The following is a 23,217-nucleotide window of genomic DNA, read 5'->3' as shown; positions in this document are numbered from 1 at the left end:
ACTTCCTCTAATTTTTTGAATCCGATTGTGACTCGACGTCCTTTGCGAGTTTTCTATAATTACCTGGACTGGTACCCATCTTCTTTTTAAACAAGCGTGAAAAATAAAACTTGTCTTGAAAACCTAAGTTTCTTGCGATTTCTTCAATAGATTGATTGGTTGCCAGTAATAATTCTTTGGCTCTTTGGATCTTAAGCGAGTTGATAAACTGTTTGGGTGGCAAATCAAAATGCTGTTTAAATAATGCATTGAAGTAGTTGGGGTGGACATGCATCTGGGCAGACAGGTCTTCAATACTTAGGGGTTGATTCAGATGGTCCTGTATATAGAGTCTGATCTTGGCTAACTGGTTGTACTTTCTGTCTGTTGTCACCATTTCTATGTTGTCACTGTTATTGTAATAATAAAGCAAGAGGTCCATTGATGCCTTGATCATTTCTATACGACTTTCAAGGTCGCTTTTTTTTGAAAGATCTAAAAGCTTGTTAAAGATAGATAAGAGATAGGCTGAATCAAGCCCTGATATTTTAACAGGAAAATTCATCAAATCAACAAGGTCTAAATCTTGTCTTGTCAAAGGACAATTTAAGTGGAGCCAGTAATGATCAATTCTGTCTGATAGTACTTCACGGCTTTGAACCTTGTTTTTAGGCAAGAAGAGTAAATCGTCTTTTTGTGCATAAATAACTTGGTCGCCTATTTCAATTTTTATTGAGCCTTCTCTTATGAAATAGAACTTATTAACTGGAGGGATAAAGTTGACTTCTTTCCAAGCAGCAGGGTAGTTAATGGTTCTTTGAGCAATATCAGGCTGTATCAAGAGATTTTTAAATCCGAATGATTGATTCATGATTACCTCAATTCGTTATAATACGTTTTGTAGTTATTTGTTTTGTATGTGAGCAGTTTAACACTTAATAGGCTTATATTCAAGTGTATCAAGGATTATAGAGCTTTTAGATAAGTCTGAAAATAGAAACATCTTAGAAAAATCCATATAGCGATTTGATTTATCCATTGAGGAAAACGCTTTTTGAAACTAGAATGGATACATAGCAAGAACAAAATAAAGCATTTCTAGGAGGCATAGTGGATACAGTTATAGTTGCTCATTCTGGTTGTGGACAAGCGCCCAACTCAAGAGCATATTTGAATAAGATCATACACTCCAAGGCACACGTGATTGAGATAGACATCAATTTTACCAAGGATCAAAAGTTGGTACTCTTTCATGATGATGCTCTTGAAATTAATGGGGTATTAAGAAAAATAGATAGCTTGACTTTAGAAGAGTTAAAAAAACATGATGATCAGATTTTAGACTTTTATGAGGCACTCGATATCATACTTGAGGGCAATCAGATTATTAACTTAGACATAAAGTCAACAGCTTGTCTTCAAACGCTTATTAGAAGCATTCATGACAAGGACATCTTAAAAAGAGTCATCATCACAGGGTGTCATCGTGACCGAGTAGAAATCATCAGGGAAATTGACAAAGAGATTTCAATTATCTGGAGTCCTTCAGAGCACTTGTATAAAGACGTATCTGAAAGTAAACTCTTAGACTTGTGTCATATGGCTGTTCAATTAGGCTGTAGCGGCATCAACATCGATTATAGGTATATCAATAAGTCCTTTGTCGATTATGCAAAGAAAAGAGGGCTTTCAGTCTTTGTATGGACACTGAATGATCTAGACGATGTAATGAGTGTGATCAAACAAGGCGTCTCTTCAATAACTGTCAATAAATATGATTTAATAGATATATTGTACAAGGTAAACAAGGAAAAACATCTTTGGTTAAAAGACAAACAGAAAGGATTTTCAAATGGAACAGGTGAAGCACTCTAAAAAGAGTCGATTTTTTGAAAGCTGGGTGTGGTATATATTTGTACTACCGACCTTGCTGGGCATAGTACTTTTTATGGCTTATCCGATTTTAGAGTCCTTAAGACTCAGCTTCTACCAATCAAATGGTACAACTGAAACTTGGGTAGGATTGAATAACTATAAGTTGATTCTTACATCTGAACCATTTAGAAAGGCAGTATACAATACTTTCTTTATCGGTTTCTGGTGGTTGGCGGTTACCATACCATTAGGTTTTGTTATTGCCAGCCTGATCAACGGCTTAAGTTTTGCAAAAAATACTTTTAAGTCTATATTCTTTATACCATACATGACATCACTAGTAGCAGCTGCAGCCATCTTCTTATTTGTTTTACATCCTGATATGGGACCTTTAAACACACTACTCGATATGTTTGGTCTACCGACCATGATGTGGCTGGCAGAACCCCTTACTGCAAGAATCGGTGCCGTGATACTGGCTTCTTGGCAGTGGCTTGGATTTGTCGTTGTTATTTGCATAGCCAATTTACAGGCAATTCCAAGAGACTTATATGAAGCGGCTGGTATTGATGGGGCTAACTGGTTTCAGAAATGGAAGTACATCACGATCCCTAAAATGAAAGGCACGTTTTCCTTTTTATTGATCATGGGTTGGATCAAAGCCTTACAACGTTTTGCAGAAACATACGTATTGGGTGGTCCTCAGGGTTCGCCTGCCAGATCTTTATATACGGTAGTAGGATTCATTTACGAAAGAGGTTTTGGCGGCAATGAATACGGTCTTGCTTCCGCAGCGGCTTATGTACTTTTTATCATAATTCTAGTATTTACATTTATTAATATGAAAGTTTCAAAATTTGACGTATAGGAGGTGACATCATGAAGAAAAGACTTTTTAGAAATAATTTTTTAGTAATCATACTTTTAACCCTATTTGGTATTGTAATGCTGTCACCCTTTGCTTTTATGGTGAGCCTGAGTTTGGAAAGGTATGCCAACATTCAACCACCGTTTCCTCCGCGATTTATTCCAGAGGTACCATCACTTTTTAACTATAAACTGGTATTTGAAAATGGCAAGCTCTTTCATGCTTATTTAAACTCCTTTATTACAACTTCATGCTCGGTACTTTTAAATGTATCTTCAGCTCTACTTGCTGGTTATGCATTTTCCAAGGGACAGTTTAAAGGCAAAAAGATGCTTTTCTACATGGTTATTGCAACCATGATGATCCCCATGCAGGTAAGACTGATACCTATGCATAAGATGTTTTTAAAGGTAGGTATGTTAAATACCTTCTTACCAATCATTTTACCGAATATCTTATATGGTTTTGGTGTTATGCTTTGTAAGCAGTACTTTGACAATTTACCAGACTCATTAGGAGAATCTGCTGCCATTGACGGTGCAGGTAAGTTAAAGACTTTCTTTAAAATCTACTTGCCTCTAACAGGACCGATTACAGCAACAATGGTTATACTCAGTTTTATGGACAACTGGAATGCCTTTTTATGGCCTTTGGTTGTACTGTCTGACCAAAAGCTCCATACAGTACCAATCTTCTTATCTAGGTTTGTTGCAGAAGATGGTGGCCGATTTATGGGACTTACAATGGCGCTTGCATCAGCAAGTATTTTACCAATCTTGATAGTATTCTTAGCCCTTCAACGTTATATCATTGAGTCTATAGCGCTCAGTGGTCTTAAAGGGGAGTAGGCTAAGTTCTATGCATAAAATAATAAATATTAAGGAGGAGAAGGAATGAAAAAAAGACTATTTGCCATGCTGATGGTTGTTGTACTTATTGCAAGTGTGTTTGTAGGTTGCGGTGGTACGAATGAAGCAGCAGAGACAAAAGCACCTTCAGAAGGTTCAGGGACAGAATCAGCTGGCGAGGTGAGTGAAAAAGAGTGGTCAGGCACTTTAAAGGTTCAACTTATTGGTGGTTGGGAACTTGAGGATAAGACAGATCCGATGTCAGGTAAGAAGACCAAAGGTTTACAAGCTGTTAAGGAAGAATTCGAAAGATTGTACCCAGGTGCAACATTAGAGTTTTATGTAATGGGATGGGATTCATACCAACAAAAAACACAAGCAATGCTAAATGCCAATGAGGTTGATGTTTATCAAGTGCCAGGTATTGCTTCTCTTGCAGATCAAGGCCTATTAGAGCCATTAGCACCATATATTGAAAAAGACAATTTTGACTTAAATGTTTATGTAGATGGTCAAATAGACGGATGGAGAGCCATGGGACCGGAAGATGATTCCTTAGAAATCTATGGATTACCATTCTTAGGTGATACACGTGTTATCTGTTATGACAAGGTATTATTTGACCAATGGGGTGTAGAATACCTGTCTCTAAATCCAACTGTTGAAGAAATCAAAGAAAAGGCTGAAAAGATGACTGGTACAAACCCTGTAACAGGTGAAATGAACTACGGTATCATGTTTAGAGGTAAAGATGCAGCTGATACTTTGGTAAATATCGCAGAAGGTTTTGGTGGTACATGGGGTGAAGGCTTTAGATTTAATGAACTCAAGTTTAACTTTAACAGCAAAGAGTTTGTAGATGCGGCCAATTGGTTCTTAGATATAAAAGAACTTGCACCTAAGGGTATCTTAACAGATCAAGGTGTGGAAGCTTGGTGGACACCTGAGAACAACATTGCCATTAACATGCGTGTTATTCCTTCTCAAATGTTAGGTTCATTTGCCTTAGAAGGTATGCAAGAAAGAATTGGCGTTTCAATGCTTTATACAAATCCTGAACTAGGTATGGGTGGTATGTTTGCTGGTTCTCCGATTGCTATTGGTAAATCAAGTGAGCAAAAAGATTTAGCATGGGAATACTTAAAGTTTGTATCATCAGACTTTTTCCAAAAGCATATTCATGAAAACAACAACGAGTTCCCTGTCATCAAGGGTGCTGCTGAGTGGGAATCATTTAAATCAATTCCACAAAAGCAAGTTCTATTAGATTCAATGGCTAAATTATGGACGCCAAGATATCCGTATAGAGCGGGTCAACCAAGATACATCTTATCAGAAAACGTTGATTTAATGATGTTAGGTGACTTATCAGTTGAAGAAGCATTAAATAAAGCCCAAACAGAAGCAGAAGCTTGGGTTCAAGAACAATAAACTTTAGGGGAGGCGCAAAGCGCTTCCCTCATTAATTAAAAGGAGCAAATTATGCGTTTATACATCATCCGTCACGGCGATCCTAATTATGAGCTAGACACTCTGACACCTAACGGACGTCTTCAGGCGAAGGCTTTGGCAAAAAAATTAAAAGAAGAAGGCATTACTAAGATCTATTCATCTCCACTTGGACGCGCTCTAGAGACCATGTCTTATACGGCGGATTTATTAGAAATTGAGCCAGTGGTTCTAGATTGGACCAGAGAGTTGTCTGGCATGGATATTAAAAGTGATGGCTTTGGTGAATTTAAGGCGTGGAATGTTCCTGGTGAACTGGTTTTAAAAAGATTACCTAACCACGAAAACTGGGAAGATAATCAATTATTTGATGGATTGGATATTGGACCTACTTACAAGAGTTTGATTGATCATTCTAATGAATTTCTAGAATCACTTGGTTATAGACGTGAGGAAAATGTCTATAAAGTCCTAAAGAGTAATGAAGAAAGAATTGCAGTCTTTTGTCATGGTGCCTTTACTAGAACCTGGCTATCCCATTTACTGAATATACCACTTTCGATTATGTGGGCAAGCTTTTGGCTTTCTCCAACGTCAGTGACAACACTTATATTTGAAGTAAGATCAAAAGAATATGCTGCACCTAGATGTATAGGATTCTCTGATACCTCTCACCTTTATGAGAGTGGTTTAAGTACATCTTATATTGGCATACCTGCAAATATCTATTAATGAGGTGGCTATGAAAAAAATAAGTTATAGACAAGTACATTTAGATTTTCACACATCACCTTTGATTGAAAATATTGGTTCAGACTTTAAGCTGGACGACTTTATCCAAACAATAAAAGAAGCTGACATTGAGTCAATCAATATCTTCTCAAAGTGTCATCATGGTTTAAGTTACTATCCGACTAAGTACGGTAAGATGCATCCTCATTTAAACTTTGATTTATTAGGAAGTATGATCAAAGGATTAAAAGAAGCTGAAATAACTGCACCAATTTATTTTACTACTGGTTGGGAAGAGGTATCTGCAGACAATTCAGACTGGCTTGAAGTCAACAAGGATGGCCAGCTAGGTGACGTTTTGCCATTTGATAATGCTTACTATAAATGGCGAAAGCTTTGTCATAATAAACCGGGTTATATTCAGTTTATTAAGGATCAGGTTAAAGAAATCGTCGACTTATATGGTCAAGTAGATGGTTTTTGGTTTGATATCGTTGTTCAGCACAATTGTGTGTGTAAAGACTGTATTAAAAGCATGAAGGAACTGGGCTTAAATCCTGAAAATGATGCGGATCTTCAAAAACATGATTATATTGTTGTAGAAGCCTTTATGAAAGAAATCAGAGAATACTGTACGGAAATCTTACCTGAAGGTTTAATTTTCTTTAATGGACCATATGGTCCTGACGGAGGCTATGATCCTCTGTATAGCATTGACAACAAAGTTGATCATATGACACATCTGGAAATAGAATCATTACCGTCAGACCGATGGGGTTACAATCATTTTCCCTTGTTTGTCAATTATCACAACCATAGGGAAAAAGAGATTATCGGCATGAACGGAAAGTTTCATACGGCCTGGGGGGATTTTGGTTCCTTAAGAAATAAAGAAGCCATGGATTATGAATGTTTTAGGATGCTGATGAACGGGTCTAAGATTTGTATTGGTGACCAGTTACATCCGAATGGAAAGATGGATCAACTTGTTTATGAAAGAATTGGTCATATCTTTTCTAGAGTTAAGACTTATGAACCTTGGTTAGGCGGCAAGAAACTGACGCAAATTGGTGTGGTTTCATCCAACCGAGGTGCTTTTGAAAACTACCAAATTGATGAAGGGCTTATGCGCATGTGTTTAGAACTTCAGGTGCCCTTTGACTTTATCAATGTATCAGATGATTTTTCAAAGTATGAGGTTATTGTTTTACCGGATGAAGTTTACTTGTGTCAAAAGACTAAGGAGAAGTTTGATGACTATGTAAGTAAGGGTGGTAAAATAATCGCGACACACCACAGTGGGACAGGCTATCAAGGTGAAAAACTAGAGGTGTTGCCTAGACATATTGAAGACAATCCCTTTGAACCATCTTATATGAGATTTAAAAAGGATATTATGAAGGCATACGGCACTTTTGATCTGGTTAACTATAAGAGAGGTTCTATTGTAGAAAGTAAAGGTCAAGTCCTTGCTTATATAGGTAACCCATACTTTAACAGGACATATGATCGATTTTGTTCTCATAGACAGGCGCCTTTTAAGGAGCTGACAGACCATCCAGCTGTAATGGCTAGTGAAGATATGGTTTATATTGCCTATCCTATTTTTGATGATTATATGGAGTATGGAGCAAAAGTATTAAGAGATACATTTGAGTTAGCTTTATCACTTATGATAGATAAAGCTTTAATAGAGTCTGATTTACCTTCTACAGCTGAACTTGCCTTATGGGAAAAAGACCATAAAAAGCTTTTACATGTTGTTCATTATATTGCTCAGAAAAAATCTAAGCATATTGAAATAGTAGATGCGATGATACCTCTTTATAATAAGAAGTTTAGAATTAAAACAGAAAAAGTGAGTCGTGTATATTTAGTACCATCACTCAAGGAGATAGATTTTGACTTTGATGGTGAGTATGTGTCTTTTGAACTGGACATAGAAGGCTATCAGTTAGCAGTCATAGAATAGGAGTCAGTATGTTATTAGATGTGCTTATACGTATCGGATTATCATGTCTATTGGGTGGTATCATCGGATGGGAAAGAGAGTCTATCAATCGTCCAGCTGGCCTTAGAACACATATCCTAGTATGTATGGGTGCAAGTCTTGTCATGCTGACAAGCTTGGTCATGTTTGACAGGTACGCTGTACAAGTTAACATTGACCCAACCAGACTAGGCGCTCAAGTTATCAGTGGTATAGGCTTTTTAGGAGCTGGTACCATCATGCGTGAAGGGCTAACTGTTAAAGGACTGACTACAGCAGCAAGCATTTGGATTGTTGGTTGTATTGGCTTAGCTGTTGGATGTGGTTTTTATGAAGGGGCAATTGTCAGTACAGGACTTTCTATGATTGTACTGGTTTTCTTTTCAAAGGCAGAAAACTTTATATCTCAAAAGGATAACGAAATGTATCTGAACGTTGAAACAGAAAATAAATCAGGACAAATCGGAAAAATTGGTACAGAACTTGGTAAGCTCAATATCCGTATTGTTAATATAGAAATGAGAGAATCTAAAAAAGGTACCATGGAAATATCCTTTCTTACTAAGCTACCCAGAAAAATCGAAAAGCCAGTCATAATAGAAAAAATTGCAAAACTTGATGGTATCAATATAGCAAGCATTGTTGATTAAGTATCTCTTCGGGGGTACTTTTTATTTTAATATCTAACTTGACTTTAATGAATCTCTAATAAATATTGTTTATAATCCAACATATGGTTTTGATATACTCCATTGTTGGTATATTATATATAGAGAGGTGTTTATGCTAGAAAAAACAATCCATGATAGATGGTTAAGATTAGATAATGCAGGAAAGATCTATCCTGCTTTTGCAAGTAAAAGAGATCCAGCAACCTTTAGAGTTGCTGTTGTATTAAAGAGAGATGTTATTGGCGAATGTCTTCAAAGAGCCTTAGAAGAGACACTAAGGGATTTTCCTTCCATGGATTTAACCCTGAGAAGGGGACTCTTTTGGGCTTATTTAGATGAAAGTCATCATACGCCAAAAGTTTTAGAAGAAAAGAAGATGCCATGTACATACATTGATATGCACCATTCTAAAGGTCATCTTTTTCAAGTATATTATTACAATAAAAGAATTTCTTTAGAATGTTTTCATGCCCTGACAGATGGTTATGGTGCTTTGGAGTTCTTAAAGGCCATTCTTTATAACTACCTAAAACAAATATATAACGTAGATCCTGGTGACCTCAGACTACACGGTCTTGATATGGGAGATGTAGAGGATTCATATAAGAAGTATACTTCTGACTTTTTTACCTCAGGTAAAAGTGTTAGAGCTGCCCATATAAAGGGAACACCTACAAGACTTGAAGGTGCTTTTGTACATCATGGTATTGTATCAGCCAGTGGTTTAAAAGCAGTTGCTAAATCCTATAATACAACCATTACTGTCCTTTTGACAGCCATATACGGTAAGACCTTGATTCATGAGATACAAAAATCTCCAGTTGTCGTAACAGTACCGATTAATTTAAGAAAGATGTTTCCATCATCTTCACTCAGAAACTTTTCATATGTCATGAATGTGGTTATTGAAAAGGATCTATCTTTTGATGAGATTGTTACGTCTGTTCATAAGCAATTTCAAGAACAAGTTAATGAGGAGTCCTTGAGAGGACAGTTTTCTAAAAACGTTAACTTTGAAGAACACTTTATCTTAAGGGTTATGCCAAATGTGGTAAAGAGTCTGATACTTAAACAGGTGCGCCAGTTTAAGAGTAAAAAAATCGTTACTTCCATACTCACAAATCCTGGTATTGTTAAACTGCCAGAATCCATGAAAGAACATGTTGAGCATTTTGAAACAGTCCTTTATGCATCCAAGCCCCACTACATCAATATGGGGGTTTCGACCTATGACGACAAACTTGTTTATGCGCTTTCAAGAGGCATCGAAGAAACAGATATCATTGATAGTTTCTATGAAAATATGGTAGAAATTACAGGCTTAGAAATAAAAAGATTTTCGAATGTAGGTGACTAAATGGATTATCCAAAATACAATCATAAGAGGTACAAGCTTTACGGAAGGTACTTGTTGATGTTTATCCTTCTAAATTTTGTACTCAGTTTTATTATACCTTGGTACAGCTATATACATGGTTCTATACTCTTTATAGTTATGGTGACTTATATCTTTAAGCGTTATAAAGGCTTTAAGGCCTTTTCTGCCTTTATGTTTGCCGTCATGGTCATGCTCTTGATCTTTGATTTTGAGGATATGGAGTTTACCTGGTCTTTAGATTATGTTTTTCCATCCTTTTTAATTGCCATAGGGGTTATCCAGTTTCTCTTGATTCTTTTCAGAAGAAGATCTTGGAAGAAAAACTATGACATACATGTTTATGTTTTGCTCCTTAATATCTTAATGGTGATTTTGCTTGTCTTTGGTGTCATTGAGTCTAGTGTTCTTGTTATAGTGACCTATTCTATCATCGTGGCGACTATGATTGTTATAAGAATAAGAGTCGGTAAGGCTTATGGTAAAAATATTGATAAGTTTACTCATTTATAATTGAAGTATGTGTTTAAATTTCCCCCTCAATCCGATACAATAGGTGTTGAGGGGGAACTTATGAGAAAAGAATTTTTAGAGAAATTAATTGAAACGCCATCACCATCGGGTGATGAGATTAAAATCCAAAAGCTTTGGATTGATCAGATGAAAGAACATGCTGATGAGATCAGAACAGACTTTGCAGGCAATGCTATAGCTGTTTTAAATCCTGAGGCAGACTTTAAAGTGTTACTAGCAGGCCACTGTGATGAGATTGCCTTTATGGTAACACATATTGATGACAAGGGATTTTTATCTGTAACAAAAGCAGGTGGTATCAATCCTAAATTAGCACTTGGCACAAGAGTAAGAGTTTATGGTAAAGAAGTCATCAAGGGTGTTGTAGGTGTAAAAGCTGAACATAAGGGTGGTGCTAAAGGCGAGGTTAAGCCAGAAGACTTAATCATTGACTTAGGTGCATGCTCTAAAGACGAGTTAAAAGATCTTGTTTCTGTCGGAGACTATGTACTTTACGATGTAGACTATGAATACTTGTTAAATGAAAACTTTGCAGGACGTGGTTTAGATAATAGAACAGGTTCATTTATTGTAGGTGAGGTTTTAAGAGAGTTAAAGGACCAAGATATTAATGTAGGGGTTTATGCCGTATCTACTGTAAACGAAGAAACTAATATGGGTGGCGCTTACTTTGCAGCTGCAGGTATTAAGCCTAACATGGCTTTAGCGTGTGATGTTACTTTTGCAACAGATGCACCAGGTGCAAATCCAAAAGCAGAAGGTAATGTAAAATTAGGCGGTGGTCCCGTACTTGCAAAGGGTTCAATGATTAACTTTAAAATCAACAACCTTTTAAAGGAAGCTGCAGAAAAAGCAGACATTGATCTTCAGTGGGAATTAACACCAAGAACAACTGGTACAGATGCAGATAAAATGAGATTTACGGGTGAAGGTGTACCTGTAGGCCTTGTGTCATTACCACTTAGATACATGCATTCACCTAGTGAAGTTGTGAGTTTAAAGGATATTGAAAGTGAAATCAAACTACTTGTAGAAATGATTAAATCTCTTTCAGGTAATGAAAACTTAAAACCATTAGAATAAGACAGCGCAAGCTGTCTTTTATGTTATAATGAAAGTCAAGGGAGGAAAATTATGGTTACTTTAATAGGTGGATTTTCATGTTCTGGTAAAACACTCTTGGCTGATAGGTTGATGAAAGACCTGGATGTGCCTTACTTTTCGATAGATTACTTGAAGATGGGCATCTTTAGATCAGATAAAGACTGTGGTTTTACACCGACAGATCATGACAATCATATAGCAGATAAGCTCTGGCCAATCATTAGAGAAATGATTTATACTTATATAGAAAACGGAAGAGATGTTATTTTAGAAGGTTGTTATTTAATGCCTGAGCATATAACACAAATAGATGATGTCTATAAAGACAAGGTACAACTACATATGATAGGCTTCTCTGAACAATATATCATCAATAATTTTACTGATAAGATTCTGGCTAATAAGGGCGTTATTGAAAAGAGAACAGCTGATGACGAAAGACCAATTGAAAACTTTATAAAAGGTCATGCATACTTAAAGGATAAAGCGAATAAACATAAGATACCTTATCATATGATAGAGAAAGATTATGTTTCTGAATTCGAAGAAATCATTAAAGACATAAAAGAGGGGAGTTATGAAGCTTAAAGTTTTTATTGTTATAGTTGCTGTAACCTTACTTGCTTCTTTAGCTGTAATCTTACTAAAGGAACTTTCTGTTGAAGAACCATTTGAATCTCATAATGAAAAAGTAGAAGAGGAAGTTTATACGGAAGATGAACTACGTTTGCTGCAGAATCAAGTGGTCAATTTAGCCGAGGATACTGAAGAACTTGATTGGATGGGTTGTGGTGTAAGTAAAGGTCTAAATGGTTATTATGTCTATTTGGAGTTAAGAGAATACGAAGATGTAGATTATGATGCTCTAAAGGAGTTTATCTACGAAGAACTAGGGACTGAGTTTCCATTAGAGTTTGAACTGATTCCTTTTCCAGAAAAGCCGAGTATTCAAGGTTTTATAAGAAAAATCGAATCAGCACCAAAGAATGTAAAAGGTGATTTGGGCACGGTTTTGATTGTTAGTAATACGGATTTCTTAGGCAAGTTTATGAGTCCTGATGCCAGTAATGTAAGTATTACTGAGAAAACAATTATTGAAGATAAGGAGGGCAATACTCTATCATTTGAAGATCTACAATGGGGCATGAAAGTAGAGTCTTATTATAGAGGTATGACCCTAGATACCTATCCGAGTATGCAAGGCTCTGAAAAACTTGTTGTTGATACAAGTTATCAAGCTAAAGCAATTCAAGAACTTGTTTCGGAAGATGTATTTAAAAACAAGTTTTCATCCAAGGAACTTTTAGAACCTTATTATTTTCATTTTGGATATTCAAAGTCTTTTGAAAACATAGGACCTCTTGTCCATATTTATTTACGTATGGAAGATGGTTTCGTTTATTATGATTTAAAAACTCATGAGCCTGTGTATTATGAGGGAGAGCTATACATAAATGTCCAAACAAATGCTGATATAGGCATTAAATATACATTTGACACTACCATGGTAGGACCTGACTTTGAACCAAACATTGAGGATGTAGATGCAGATGGATATTATGAAATCTTCCTACCTTATTTTGAAGAAGGGATTTGGACTAAAAAAGCCTTTAAAGTTCTTGATGATAAAATCATCAGAGATCCAGATAACGACAAGAAATGATAAGCAGCGAAAGCTGCTTTTATATTACAAAAATATGTCTTTTTAAGAATTTTACAAAATGCACCATTTATTTCATATATACTTATATTGCTTATAAAGGGGGCTGAAATGACTTTTAAACGAGGGATATTGATAGGAGTTGTCCTAGTCTTCCTGGTCTTATTAATCAATGAGGGTTTGATTGGAATAAATGATTTAGATGAACCATTGTTCTTTGAACATCATATAGATTTCAGTTTAGATGGCAGGATACTGAATACTAAAATCTATTATGTGAAAAACTCAGGAGATAGACGAGAAGTTGAAAAGATTGACTTAGACAATAAACTTACTTTACATGTAGATTCTGCAAAGACGACAAAATATGGCCTTTTAACACTTGTTGAGCTTGACCTGTATTCTTATATGAATGATTTTGAAGAAGAGAGTACTATTGAAGTTATTGATGTGACTTATAATGATGGTTCAAATCAGATTGTAGATATTGGTCAAATTAATATAGTAGAAGTAACAAATAATGAGGTTTTCAGATTTCGTTATGCTGAACATTCTGATAAGGGTACTGAGTTTGTCATTTATGATGTATCAGAAACTGTAGAGGTTACGGCTTATGACTTTAATCATCCAATAGAAGACGATATTGAACTTTTTATCAGTGTAGATGGAAGGTCGTATCAGGTACTAGATGAAGCAAAAGTCTTGGATGAGAACTTGCCTGTTACTGTTGATAAGAAGTTTAAAGTATCAGCTAGAATGCCTTCGGATAGTTACTTAATATATGATGTTCAATTGAAATTTAAAACATCTAAAGGTGATATGGATTTAAGTAACTATACTTATCGTCCTGCATTGGATAGAGATAGTGTTAGAACTTTTGTAGAAAGTAGGAAAAAGTAATGTCTAAAGGTCTTATAAAAATTGTAAACGGTTTGGTATTTATATTTTTAGATATTCATTTAGGTATCTTCAGTTTTAGTACTGATGCTGTACCTGATTTCATTGGTTATATTTTTGTAGCTCAAGGTTGCAAAATCCTTTATGAAAAAATGGGTAAAGAAGGACTTAAGCTCGCTTCAATACTTGCCATCCTATTAGCAGTACTTGACATAGTTACAATATGTCTGCCATTAGTACCAGGTTTTCAACATGAACATCTTCTATCCATAATTATTTTATTACTTCATGTTGCCGGATATACATTTTTTAATGAAAGCATGGATGTAGAAGGTTACAGGAAGGATATTGGGAGAATGGCGAGTTTATCTCTGCTAGCATTTTCTTTTCTTGCTGTATTTCGTCAGTTTAGAGAAGTTCAACTATATGAAATCCTCATGTTGCTTGTTGGCATAACTGTATTAATGACTGGTTTTACTTGGTTTGTAAGTTTAAACAAGTTACGAAGAAAGTATGAGGCCATGAAGTAATTGGTGAGTTGAGATAGTTTAATTATTTTTACGGGAGGTATTTATGGAAAAGAAGATTAAGATGGGTGTAGAAGAGGATTTGGAACCAGTTGGAATAGGTGGATGGCTGATATTGGTTGCCATTGGTCACATATTAGCGCCAGTTACATCTCTGTTGAATATCTACAACATAGATGACTTGCGAATAAGTGCTCGTATGTTTGACATAGAATTTCCTATGATGTACTTTACTGTATCTAAGTTTGGTTACATTTGCATCTTCATATTATCAATTATACTATTATATTTATTCTTTCAGAAAAAGAAATTGTACGTTCCTTTTGCAATAGGAGAGATCATCTTTAGAATGGTCTTGGTTGTGGTTTTGATGTTTATCGGTTCTTCGGTAGAAATGATGAGAGCTCAACTCGTCATGATAGCTATATTCGGTCTTACTTCTGGCGCAATATGGATTTTGTATTATAAAAGATCTGTCAGAGTAAAAAACACTTTTGTTGAAGAAATAAAATTGACTTCTGCAAGTTAAAAAGTTTAGATTAACTAAATATTGGATATAAATATAATGGCATTAGCCATTTTTTTTACAAGAACTTTTGTTTTATGATAAATTGAAATCGGAGGCACACATGGAAAAGAAACCTATTAAGATGAGTTCTATTACTAAAACTAAATTATCTGGTATAGGTGGGTGGCTTATTCTGTTTATTGCTGATTTGATTCTATTGCCTTTTAACTCAGTATTTAGGATTGTTCAGGCAGCTGAACTTAAGGATCCATTAGGTTCTACACCAGTACTGGATATTCCTATAATGTATTTCACAGTAACTCAAATAGGTTATTCTGTATTATTTGTTGCAGCTCTTGTATTAATCGTACTCTTTTTCAGAAAGAGTAAAGCATTTGTCCCACTTGCTATATCTGAGCGCCTTTTTAGAATCACTACTGTCGTACTATTAACACTTGCAGCTTTTCCTGTAGAGCGAATGCGGTCAAGCTTACTTGTTAACTGCTTTATAAGTGTAGGCCTATCTGTTGGTTGCATCATGTATTACAAGAGATCAAACCGTGTGAAAAACACCTTTGTTAAATGATTTAGGCAAGTCAAAACAGAACTTCTACACTCTAGCATAATGAGCATCGAAGGCAAAAAAACTTAAAAGTGTACTATAAAAGCCAGTGAAAAAATCACTGGCTTAATTTATTAGAATGCCCAATTACCTTTAGTAAAGATTTGTACCTCTCTACCATCCTTTTCGTAACCGATTATTTCAAGTTCTGGTCCACCTACCATGAAATCCACATGGATTAACGAGTAGTTAGCACCACGCTCTGTTAATTCTTCTTGAGTAGCTTCAGAACCATCTCTCATAGCATATGAGTAAGCTCTACCTAATGCAAAGTGACAAGATGCATTTTCATCAAACAAAGTATTGTTAAATAAGATACCTGTGTTTGAAATTGGTGAATCATCTGGAACAAGTGCTACTTCACCTAAGTATTTAGCACCTTCATCATTGCTCATAAGCTTTTCTAATACGTCATAGCCTTTTTCTGCGTAGAAATCAACTACTTTACCATCTTTAAAAGTAAAACCAAAGTCATCAACAAGCTTACCGTTTAAGCTAAGTGGCTTAGTAGCTTTTAAAGTACCATTTACTTTTAACTGGTGAGGTGTTGTGAATACTTCTTCAGTTGGAATGTTTGCTACATAAGCATCGCCAGCTTGAGAATCTTTAGAACCACCCATCCAGTAGTGTCTGTCAGCTAAATGAACTTCTAAGTCTGTACCAGGTGCTTTGAAAGTTAACTTCTCAAAATCTTTTTCATTTAAGAAGTCTTTGTACTTTCTTAGGTTGGCATTATGGTCTTGCCAAGCCTTTACTGGATCCTCTTGATCAACTCTTGTTGCTTCAAAGATCTTTTCCCATAACTTTTCAGTCGCTTCTTCAAGTGGTAAGTCAGGGAATACTGACTTTGACCAAGCGTCTGATGGTACTGCTACAATTGACCATTTAGTGATACCAGTCATTCTGTATTTCATTACTGGTGCAACAGCCAATGATTGAGTCTTTTGATCTTTTGCTATTAACTCACCATCGATTTCTTTAAGTAGTTCTGGATCTGGTGCCATAACAAATAATTGATGGTAGTTTTCTTTGTACATTGCTTCTAATGAATCAATTTTAAATTGTGGCACATTTTCAAATACATATTCCTTACCATTTAGGTAACGGATGATTGACATTTGATCATCTCTAAATTGAAACTCTACGTGTTTTGCACCAGCTTCATAAGCCTTAGCCATAATCTTACGTGCAAGTGGTAGTGCTGCTTCATTACCTGAAAGTAATAAACCTTCTTTTTCTTTTAAGTTAATACCGACTTTTACAGCAAGTTCGGCATACTTGTCTAATTGCTTTTCTAAATTCATCGTTAAACTCCTTATTGTAGTTATTCTTATGATACTAACCCTAGTTTATCAGATTTTTTTAATCGTGAAAAGTTTTTTGTCGTAGAGCTTGGAATATTGTCTAAATGTCTTTAAAATACGGCTAAATCCATTAAAATGCATCATTTTTGACGTCACCATGCTATAATGAAAGTGTATAAGTAATTTAGGAGGATCTATGAAAAAAGCTTTATTATTAATCATAATTTTAGTACTAATAACATCACTAACAAGTTGTTTTCCAGGAGATAAAAGTATAGACGATGAACCAGCTGGATTCTTGTGGGGGATTTTACATGGATGGCTAGCGCCTTTATCTTTGTTTTTGTCAATTTTTAAAGATAACATCAGAATTTACGAAGTAGTCAACACCGGCTTTTGGTATGACTTCGGATTTTATATAGCAGTGATCAGTGGTTTTGGTGGTATTTCGTTATCAAGAAAGAAGAAAGATAAGTAATGGTAGTTTTAGACACAGATGTAGGTAGCATAACGATTAGAGAAGGCAACAGACAAGATGCTCAGAAAGTTATAACTTTTATGAACTGGGTAACAGGAGAAGTGGATTACCATACATATGGTGCTAATGATTTTCATATATCCATTGAAGATGAAATCAAAGTTTTAGAACTTTTTCATCAAAGAGATAATTGTTTGTTTTTAGTGGCTGAGTTCAGAGGAGAGATTGTTGCAGTCGCTTCTTTATCAGGTGGCATTAAAGAACGTGTTTCTCATCGAGGTACTGTTGGTATTACAGTTGCTAAAAGGTTTTGGCGTTTAGGTATTGGTATCAAAATGATGGAATTAATCATAAGGTATGCTGAAGAGAGCAAGGTACTTACAAAACTTGAGCTACTTGTTCATCAGAACAATCTACCAGCTATAAAACTGTACAATCGTTTAGGATTTTATAGAGAAGGCGTGTTTAAAAGATACTTTAAAATAGACGGTAAGTATTATGACGGCATCAGTATGGGGTTGATTGTAGAATGAATTGGTACAAGATAGACAGAATAAATGAAGAATTATATAGGATCAGTGAAGAAAATCACTGGGAAAAAACCAATATCTATTATTTCATTGGTGAGAATAGAAACTTATTAATTGATACAGGTACTGGCTTGTTTCCATTAAGAAAAGTTTTGGAGGCTATAGATTTAAAACCGATAGATGTTGTTTTAACACATGCCCACTGGGATCATTTAGGCAATGTTCATGAGTTTGAAAATGTCTATGTTCATCCAGAGGATATGGAATGGACTCGACTAGGTTTACCTCTTCCTGACAATAAGATCATTGAGATGATGACGAAAGATGTAGATGAAAGCAATTTAATTGATTTTGAGTTACCACCTCTTAAACATGAAAATCCTAAGAGTATTCATGATTTTGAATTTGATAACCTAAGATTTATACATACACCAGGGCATTCACCAGGATCCTTGTGTATTTATGATGAGAAAAATAAGAGACTGTTCTCTGGTGATACAATATATGAAGGTACTGTATATTGCCACTATGAAAGCACAGACCCTGTTAAGCTTAAAGCGTCGATAGATAGGCTTTCGGACTTAGATATAGAAAAAGTATATCCAGGACATTATCACCAATTAGATGATCGAGCTGTAGATCTATTAAAACGTATTTTAGATGAGTATAAAAGAGAAGATAAACTTCACCATGGTGGAGGCAAGAAATGCATAGACAAGGTTTGTGTTCAGTTATAAAGGAGTAAAAAAATGAAACGGTTAATGTTGATAGTACTTTTATTATCATTATGTATTGCACCTTCTTTTGGTGAAGAAGAAGCCATACAAGATGAAATACTGGTGCTACTTGAAGATGGGACATATGAAAGAAGGAGTACAGCAGACTTCGTTAAAAACCTTGATGGTGGTATGCTTCGAGCAGCTAGTTTTGAAAGTGATTTAGATCAAGCCATTAGAAATGCTTCTTCATCTGATGGTATAAGAGAAGCTTATAAAGTATATCCAACTTATGAAGAAGACTCTAGCTTAGATGATGCTTGGAGATTCGATTACAGTAATATTGCTGAGATACTCAATGATGTAAATGTGGATTTATCAGGTTCAGAAGTAAGAGTTGCTGTATTCGATTCAGGTTTAAATAAGAGTTTGGAAACTTCCGATTTAAATGTTGAAAATGGTTATAATGCCACTGGTAGTGGTGCTACAAGTGCCTATGATGATGATACTGGCCATGGTAGCCACGTGGCTGGGATTATTGGTTCTAAGATTGATGATGATCCGGTTGACATCAATGGTATAGCACCAGGCGTAACGATTATACCTGTTAAAGTTTTGAATAATGGCGGTGGAGATACAGCAATGATTGTTTCTGCATTTCAGTATGTCTTCTCGCTTCCTGAAGCAGAGAGACCAGATGTCATCAATATGTCATTAAGTTATACAGGTTATACACCGGATGTCATAACAGAGATAAATAAAGCCGTTGATACCTATGGCATGATTGTTGTAGCTGCATCGGGTAACTATAGTAATCTTTGGGATGGTGCACCTTATAATACCAACCACACAACTAGTGAGGATCCAGGTGATGGTGAAGTAGCAAGATTCCCAGCTGCCTATGCCAATGTTTTGGCAGTAGGTTCAGTTACCAAACATCCTACTAATGCAGAAGTTCAAGTTTCAGACTATTCAAATATTGCTGGTACAAGAACAGCATCAGGTAATGAGTTTACTGCTGTGATAGATGTAGTTGCTCCTGGACAAGGAATTATTTCCTGGAGTGATACTTCTTCAACAGAAGAAATGTCAGGAACTTCTATGGCAACACCACATGTATCAGCTTTTGCAGCAATTTTAAAGCATAAATATCCTAATTTGACGCCAAGTCAGATTAGAAGTTTTATCAATGATACTGCTAAGCAGCATTCTTATTTCATTAAGCCGCCTCTAGTTGATGCTTCTGTATCACTTGACGATTTAATTGGAAATGGTCTAATTGATATAAGAGCAGCTTATGATTTTAACTTCTTAGAGACTTTTGATTTAACGGATTATGTATTTATCTATGACAAATATGAAGATTCTCAGACTATTATCGTGCCTAATGATACTGCATCTATAGCATATACCTATAGTGGAGCCGATTATGGTAGTTTGGAATTGGTTGGAGGAGATATTGCAGGTGGTAGCCTAACTTTAGATGCTTCTAAAAAGGACTACGTGTTTAAATCAACTTATGCAGGTTATGAACAGTTTTATACATTAAAAGCGATAAAAGAAGGATTAACTTTATCTGACATCAAGTTAAATGGTAGTTCATTAGCGGATTTTGATGCCACAAAACTAGAGTATGATGAAGGGGACAAAGCTTATGACGAAGCATGGAGTATTGAAGGCACAAAAGTAACTGAATCTTCTACGTTAGAGTATGCTTTGAATGAAGGAAATTATGTGTCTAGTATTGATTTGAATGATGCTATACCTGGTCAAGAGAATACTGTTTATTTGAAAGTATCAGATGCTAATAATGGTGTAAATATCTACACTGTGACTTTTGACAGAGCAGCGCCTGATACAGACAGTAGTTTAAGTGATTTAAATGTTACTGGTCATACATTAGATCAATCATTTGATAGTAGTTTAACTAATTATAGTTTGACAGTGCCATATAGTGTTGATGAGGCAACAATCAATGTTAGCAAATCATCTGAAAAGGCAACAATGAATGTTAACAGCACTTCTACGGAGCAATTGTCTGTCGGTGAAAACATATACGATATAATCGTTACTGCAGAAGATCAGTCACAAACAACTTATACACTTGTGATTACTCGTGAACAAGCTAATACTGATAGTAGCTTAAGTAGCTTATCGGTGACCAACTTTAGTTTGGATCAAAGCTTCGAAGCTAGCACCACATCTTATACATTAACAGTTCCTTATTCTACAAATCAAGCAACTATTAATGCAACTACTGCTTCTAGTTTGGCATCTATGAATGTGAATGAATCATTTATAGAACCTCTTGACGAAGGTGTGAACACATTTAATATTATTGTCACTGCAGAAGATGGTACAAGTACAACTTATACATTAACTATAACAAGAGAAGCTATCAGTTCTGACAGTAGTTTAAGTAATCTATCTATTACAGATTATAATTTAGACCCAACATTTGACTCTGGAACTTTATCCTATACGTTAACAGTTCCATATACCGCTTCACAAATAACTGTTAATACCAATGCATCGCATTTGGGAGCAGTTGTGAAAGTAGATGGAAATGTTGTTTCAAATCAAAATGGTACTTCGACAGTAGATTTAAATGTAGGACCTAATACGATAGTAGTTCTCGTTACTGCTGAAGACTTAACCACAACAACTTATGAGATAGATGTGACTAGAACTGCAGCAGATACAGATTCTACATTAAGTGGACTAACAGTCACTGATAATAGTTTAAATGAAGTATTTGAGTCGAGTACTGCTAACTACACCTTAACAGTACCTTATTCAACATCTCAAATAGAAGTTAATGCTACATTGACATCAGATAAAGCTTCTATGACCATTGATGGTAATTCTGTTACAGGTCAGTCTGGAAATCAGACTGTAAATTTAAATGTAGGTAGTAATACAATCCAGGTTATAGTGACAGCAGAAGATTCTTCAACAACAACTTATGAGATTACAATTACAAGAACTGCAGCAGATACAGATTCTACATTAAATACTTTATCAGTTTCTGGTTATAGTATTTCACCAACATTTGCTAGCGGGACTAAGAATTATAGTTTAAGCGTTTCAAATAGTGTTACATCAATTACTGTAAATGCAACGAAGGCTTCTTCCAAGGCGATTATGACCATCGATGGTTCTCAAGTTGTCTCTAAGAGTAAGTCATTGAGTGTTGGTTCAAACACAGTTAATGTTGTTGTTACAGCAGAAGATAATACTTCAAGTACTTATAAAATTACAATTACTAGAGCACAAGCGCCAGCGCCTGATCCGGGTGACAGCAGTGGCTCTTCAGGTGGTTCATCTGGAGGCTCAAGCGGAGGTGCACCATTTATACCACCGCCACCACCAGGCGCTAGTGAACCAGAACCAGAACCAGAAGATGAAGTGGATGTAGTTAAGAATGAGGATGGTACAGAGACAGCTATTGTTGATGTATCAGATGAACGTATAGAAGATATCATTAAAGATGACGAACAAGAAGTTGTTACTGTTCATGTAGAAGAAGGTGATCAAGCGGAAGTTGCATTAACAACAACTGCTTTAGAAGATATAACAGAGAGTGAGAAACCTTTAGAAGTGACCTTTAAAGAAGTAACATTTGAGTTTGATGCTGAAGTACTACAGGGCATGACAGTCAGTGAAAACTTAAAGATTGCTGTTGGACAAGCAGATGATAAACATAAAGATAGTAAAGTTGTCTCTGAAGTTTATGAGCTTGATTTAAAAGATGGTGATGAAAAACTATCATTTGATGTTCCTGTACCAGTTGTATTTTCATATGATCCTACTAAAATTAAATCTCTTGATGACTTGGCAATCTATTATTTAGATGAAAATTCAGGGGAGTGGGTCTATGTAGGTGGCAAACTTTTAGAAGGTGATAAAATCTCATTTGAAGCGAAGCATTTTTCAATTTATGCGATTAGAGAAAACAATAAGACTTTTAAAGATATTCAAACACATTGGGCCAAAGATGCCATAGAAACACTTGCTTCTAGAGAAATCACAAGTGGTGTGAGTCCAAGTGAGTTTGCACCAGATAAAACACTTACAAATGCTGAGTTCTTGGTATTAATGGTTAAGGTTCTAGGTTTGCCAGATTACGAAGGTTCCTTGAACTATGCTAACATTAAAGAAGGTGACTGGTATGAGCCTTTCTTTAGAAAAGCACAAGAAGCAAATCTCCTAGTTGGTACTTATGGTGTTATGATGGACCCTAATGAACCGATTAGACGTGAAGAAATGGCTAGTCTTTTAATGGATGCTTATCTCTACTATACGAAAAAAGATAGAGGGCAACAATTAGAATCAGCCGTTCAATATGCTAAAGACGAATCAAGTGTTTCGAGACACTTTATTGAAGATGTACGTATGACCTACCAGCTTGGTTTGATAGTTGGTGATAACAACAACAATTTCAATCCACAAAATGGGGCAACGCGTGCTGAAGCTGCAATTGTCATTAAGAAGCTTTTAAAATTATTAGAACTAATGTAAAAAATTAACGCCATCTTATGATGGCGTTG

General features: G+C 35.6%; 22 protein-coding genes. 20 read left to right on the top strand and 2 right to left on the bottom strand.

What is annotated here, in order from left to right:
• Nucleotides 1-7: 7 nt before the first annotated feature.
• Nucleotides 8-850 (bottom strand): AraC family transcriptional regulator, encoded by an 843-nt coding sequence (locus EZV73_RS19020; protein WP_240841993.1) that lies wholly within the window; start codon nt 848-850, stop codon nt 8-10.
• A gap of 239 nt (nt 851-1,089) precedes the next feature.
• Here EZV73_RS19020 and EZV73_RS19015 point away from each other — a divergent pair, with 239 nt between their 5' ends.
• The 16 genes from EZV73_RS19015 to EZV73_RS18940 all read left to right on the top strand — a co-directional run bounded on the left by EZV73_RS19015 (nt 1,090) and on the right by EZV73_RS18940 (nt 15,603).
• Nucleotides 1,090-1,854: a glycerophosphodiester phosphodiesterase gene (locus tag EZV73_RS19015; protein WP_240841992.1), complete on the top strand. Its 765-nt coding sequence runs from the start codon at nt 1,090-1,092 to the stop codon at nt 1,852-1,854.
• Nucleotides 1,832-2,722 carry a carbohydrate ABC transporter permease gene (locus EZV73_RS19010; RefSeq protein WP_240841991.1) on the top strand — a complete coding sequence of 297 codons (891 nt, stop codon included), beginning with the start codon at nt 1,832-1,834 and terminating at the stop codon, nt 2,720-2,722. The genes EZV73_RS19015 and EZV73_RS19010 overlap by 23 nt, the downstream gene beginning before the upstream one ends.
• Before the next feature lie 11 nt (nt 2,723-2,733).
• Complete coding sequence (locus EZV73_RS19005; protein ID WP_240841990.1) at nt 2,734-3,570, top strand: carbohydrate ABC transporter permease; 837 nt, start codon at nt 2,734-2,736, stop codon at nt 3,568-3,570.
• A gap of 45 nt (nt 3,571-3,615) precedes the next feature.
• Nucleotides 3,616-5,001 carry an extracellular solute-binding protein gene (locus EZV73_RS19000; RefSeq protein WP_240841989.1) on the top strand — a complete coding sequence of 462 codons (1,386 nt, stop codon included), beginning with the start codon at nt 3,616-3,618 and terminating at the stop codon, nt 4,999-5,001.
• Nucleotides 5,002-5,052: 51 nt separating this feature from the next.
• Complete coding sequence (locus EZV73_RS18995; protein WP_240841988.1) at nt 5,053-5,751, top strand: histidine phosphatase family protein; 699 nt, start codon at nt 5,053-5,055, stop codon at nt 5,749-5,751.
• A 10-nt stretch (nt 5,752-5,761) separates the two neighbouring features.
• Nucleotides 5,762-7,723, top strand: a complete 1,962-nt coding sequence (locus EZV73_RS18990; protein ID WP_240841987.1) for an alpha-amylase family protein — start codon at nt 5,762-5,764, stop codon at nt 7,721-7,723.
• An 8-nt stretch (nt 7,724-7,731) separates the two neighbouring features.
• Nucleotides 7,732-8,391: an MgtC/SapB family protein gene (locus tag EZV73_RS18985; protein WP_240841986.1), complete on the top strand. Its 660-nt coding sequence runs from the start codon at nt 7,732-7,734 to the stop codon at nt 8,389-8,391.
• Nucleotides 8,392-8,524: 133 nt separating this feature from the next.
• Nucleotides 8,525-9,769, top strand: a complete 1,245-nt coding sequence (locus EZV73_RS18980) for a hypothetical protein (protein WP_240841985.1) — start codon at nt 8,525-8,527, stop codon at nt 9,767-9,769.
• A complete protein-coding gene (locus EZV73_RS18975) occupies nt 9,770-10,300 on the top strand; it encodes a DUF6320 domain-containing protein (protein ID WP_240841984.1) in 531 nt (176 codons plus the stop codon).
• A gap of 60 nt (nt 10,301-10,360) precedes the next feature.
• Nucleotides 10,361-11,404, top strand: a complete 1,044-nt coding sequence (locus tag EZV73_RS18970; protein WP_240841983.1) for a M20/M25/M40 family metallo-hydrolase — start codon at nt 10,361-10,363, stop codon at nt 11,402-11,404.
• Nucleotides 11,405-11,455: 51 nt separating this feature from the next.
• Nucleotides 11,456-12,013, top strand: coding sequence for an AAA family ATPase (locus tag EZV73_RS18965; RefSeq protein WP_240841982.1), 558 nt, complete (start codon nt 11,456-11,458; stop codon nt 12,011-12,013).
• On the top strand, nt 12,003-13,088 hold the full coding sequence (locus tag EZV73_RS18960) for a hypothetical protein (RefSeq protein WP_240841981.1): 1,086 nt from the start codon (nt 12,003-12,005) through the stop codon (nt 13,086-13,088). Before EZV73_RS18965 ends, EZV73_RS18960 begins: the two co-directional genes overlap by 11 nt.
• Nucleotides 13,089-13,196: 108 nt before the next feature.
• Nucleotides 13,197-13,985, top strand: a complete 789-nt coding sequence (locus tag EZV73_RS18955; RefSeq protein WP_240841980.1) for a hypothetical protein — start codon at nt 13,197-13,199, stop codon at nt 13,983-13,985.
• Nucleotides 13,985-14,512 (top strand): hypothetical protein, encoded by a 528-nt coding sequence (locus EZV73_RS18950; protein WP_240841979.1) that lies wholly within the window; start codon nt 13,985-13,987, stop codon nt 14,510-14,512. The genes EZV73_RS18955 and EZV73_RS18950 overlap by 1 nt, the downstream gene beginning before the upstream one ends.
• A gap of 43 nt (nt 14,513-14,555) precedes the next feature.
• Nucleotides 14,556-15,038 carry a DUF2569 family protein gene (locus EZV73_RS18945; protein ID WP_240841978.1) on the top strand — a complete coding sequence of 161 codons (483 nt, stop codon included), beginning with the start codon at nt 14,556-14,558 and terminating at the stop codon, nt 15,036-15,038.
• Nucleotides 15,039-15,138: 100 nt separating this feature from the next.
• Nucleotides 15,139-15,603 carry a DUF2569 family protein gene (locus EZV73_RS18940; RefSeq protein WP_240841977.1) on the top strand — a complete coding sequence of 155 codons (465 nt, stop codon included), beginning with the start codon at nt 15,139-15,141 and terminating at the stop codon, nt 15,601-15,603.
• A 110-nt stretch (nt 15,604-15,713) separates the two neighbouring features.
• Here the strand turns inward: EZV73_RS18940 and EZV73_RS18935 are convergent, their stop codons facing one another.
• On the bottom strand, nt 15,714-16,943 hold the full coding sequence (locus EZV73_RS18935) for an aminopeptidase (protein ID WP_240841976.1): 1,230 nt from the start codon (nt 16,941-16,943) through the stop codon (nt 15,714-15,716).
• A gap of 196 nt (nt 16,944-17,139) precedes the next feature.
• On the opposite strand from EZV73_RS18935, the gene EZV73_RS18930 reads away from it, so the two are divergent.
• Genes EZV73_RS18930 through EZV73_RS18915 form a run of 4 tightly spaced genes read left to right on the top strand, consistent with a single transcriptional unit; the run spans nt 17,140 to nt 23,188 of the window.
• Entirely contained in the window at nt 17,140-17,421 is a 282-nt protein-coding gene (locus EZV73_RS18930) for a hypothetical protein (protein ID WP_240841975.1), read from the top strand.
• The gene (locus EZV73_RS18925) at nt 17,421-17,954 is read left to right on the top strand and encodes a GNAT family N-acetyltransferase (RefSeq protein ID WP_240841974.1); all 534 of its coding nucleotides are present in this window, start codon (nt 17,421-17,423) and stop codon (nt 17,952-17,954) included. The genes EZV73_RS18930 and EZV73_RS18925 overlap by 1 nt, the downstream gene beginning before the upstream one ends.
• Nucleotides 17,951-18,688, top strand: coding sequence for an MBL fold metallo-hydrolase (locus tag EZV73_RS18920; RefSeq protein ID WP_240841973.1), 738 nt, complete (start codon nt 17,951-17,953; stop codon nt 18,686-18,688). Before EZV73_RS18925 ends, EZV73_RS18920 begins: the two co-directional genes overlap by 4 nt.
• A 12-nt stretch (nt 18,689-18,700) precedes the next feature.
• Entirely contained in the window at nt 18,701-23,188 is a 4,488-nt protein-coding gene (locus EZV73_RS18915; RefSeq protein ID WP_240841972.1) for a cadherin-like beta sandwich domain-containing protein, read from the top strand.
• Nucleotides 23,189-23,217: the final 29 nt, after the last annotated feature.

Origin of the sequence: Acidaminobacter sp. JC074 (assembly GCF_022496765.1) — a bacterium.
Lineage (GTDB): Bacteria > Bacillota > Clostridia > Peptostreptococcales > Acidaminobacteraceae > JABXKX01.
Note: the sequence above shows the minus strand (reverse complement) of the source record. Positions and strands in the feature narration are given on the sequence as shown.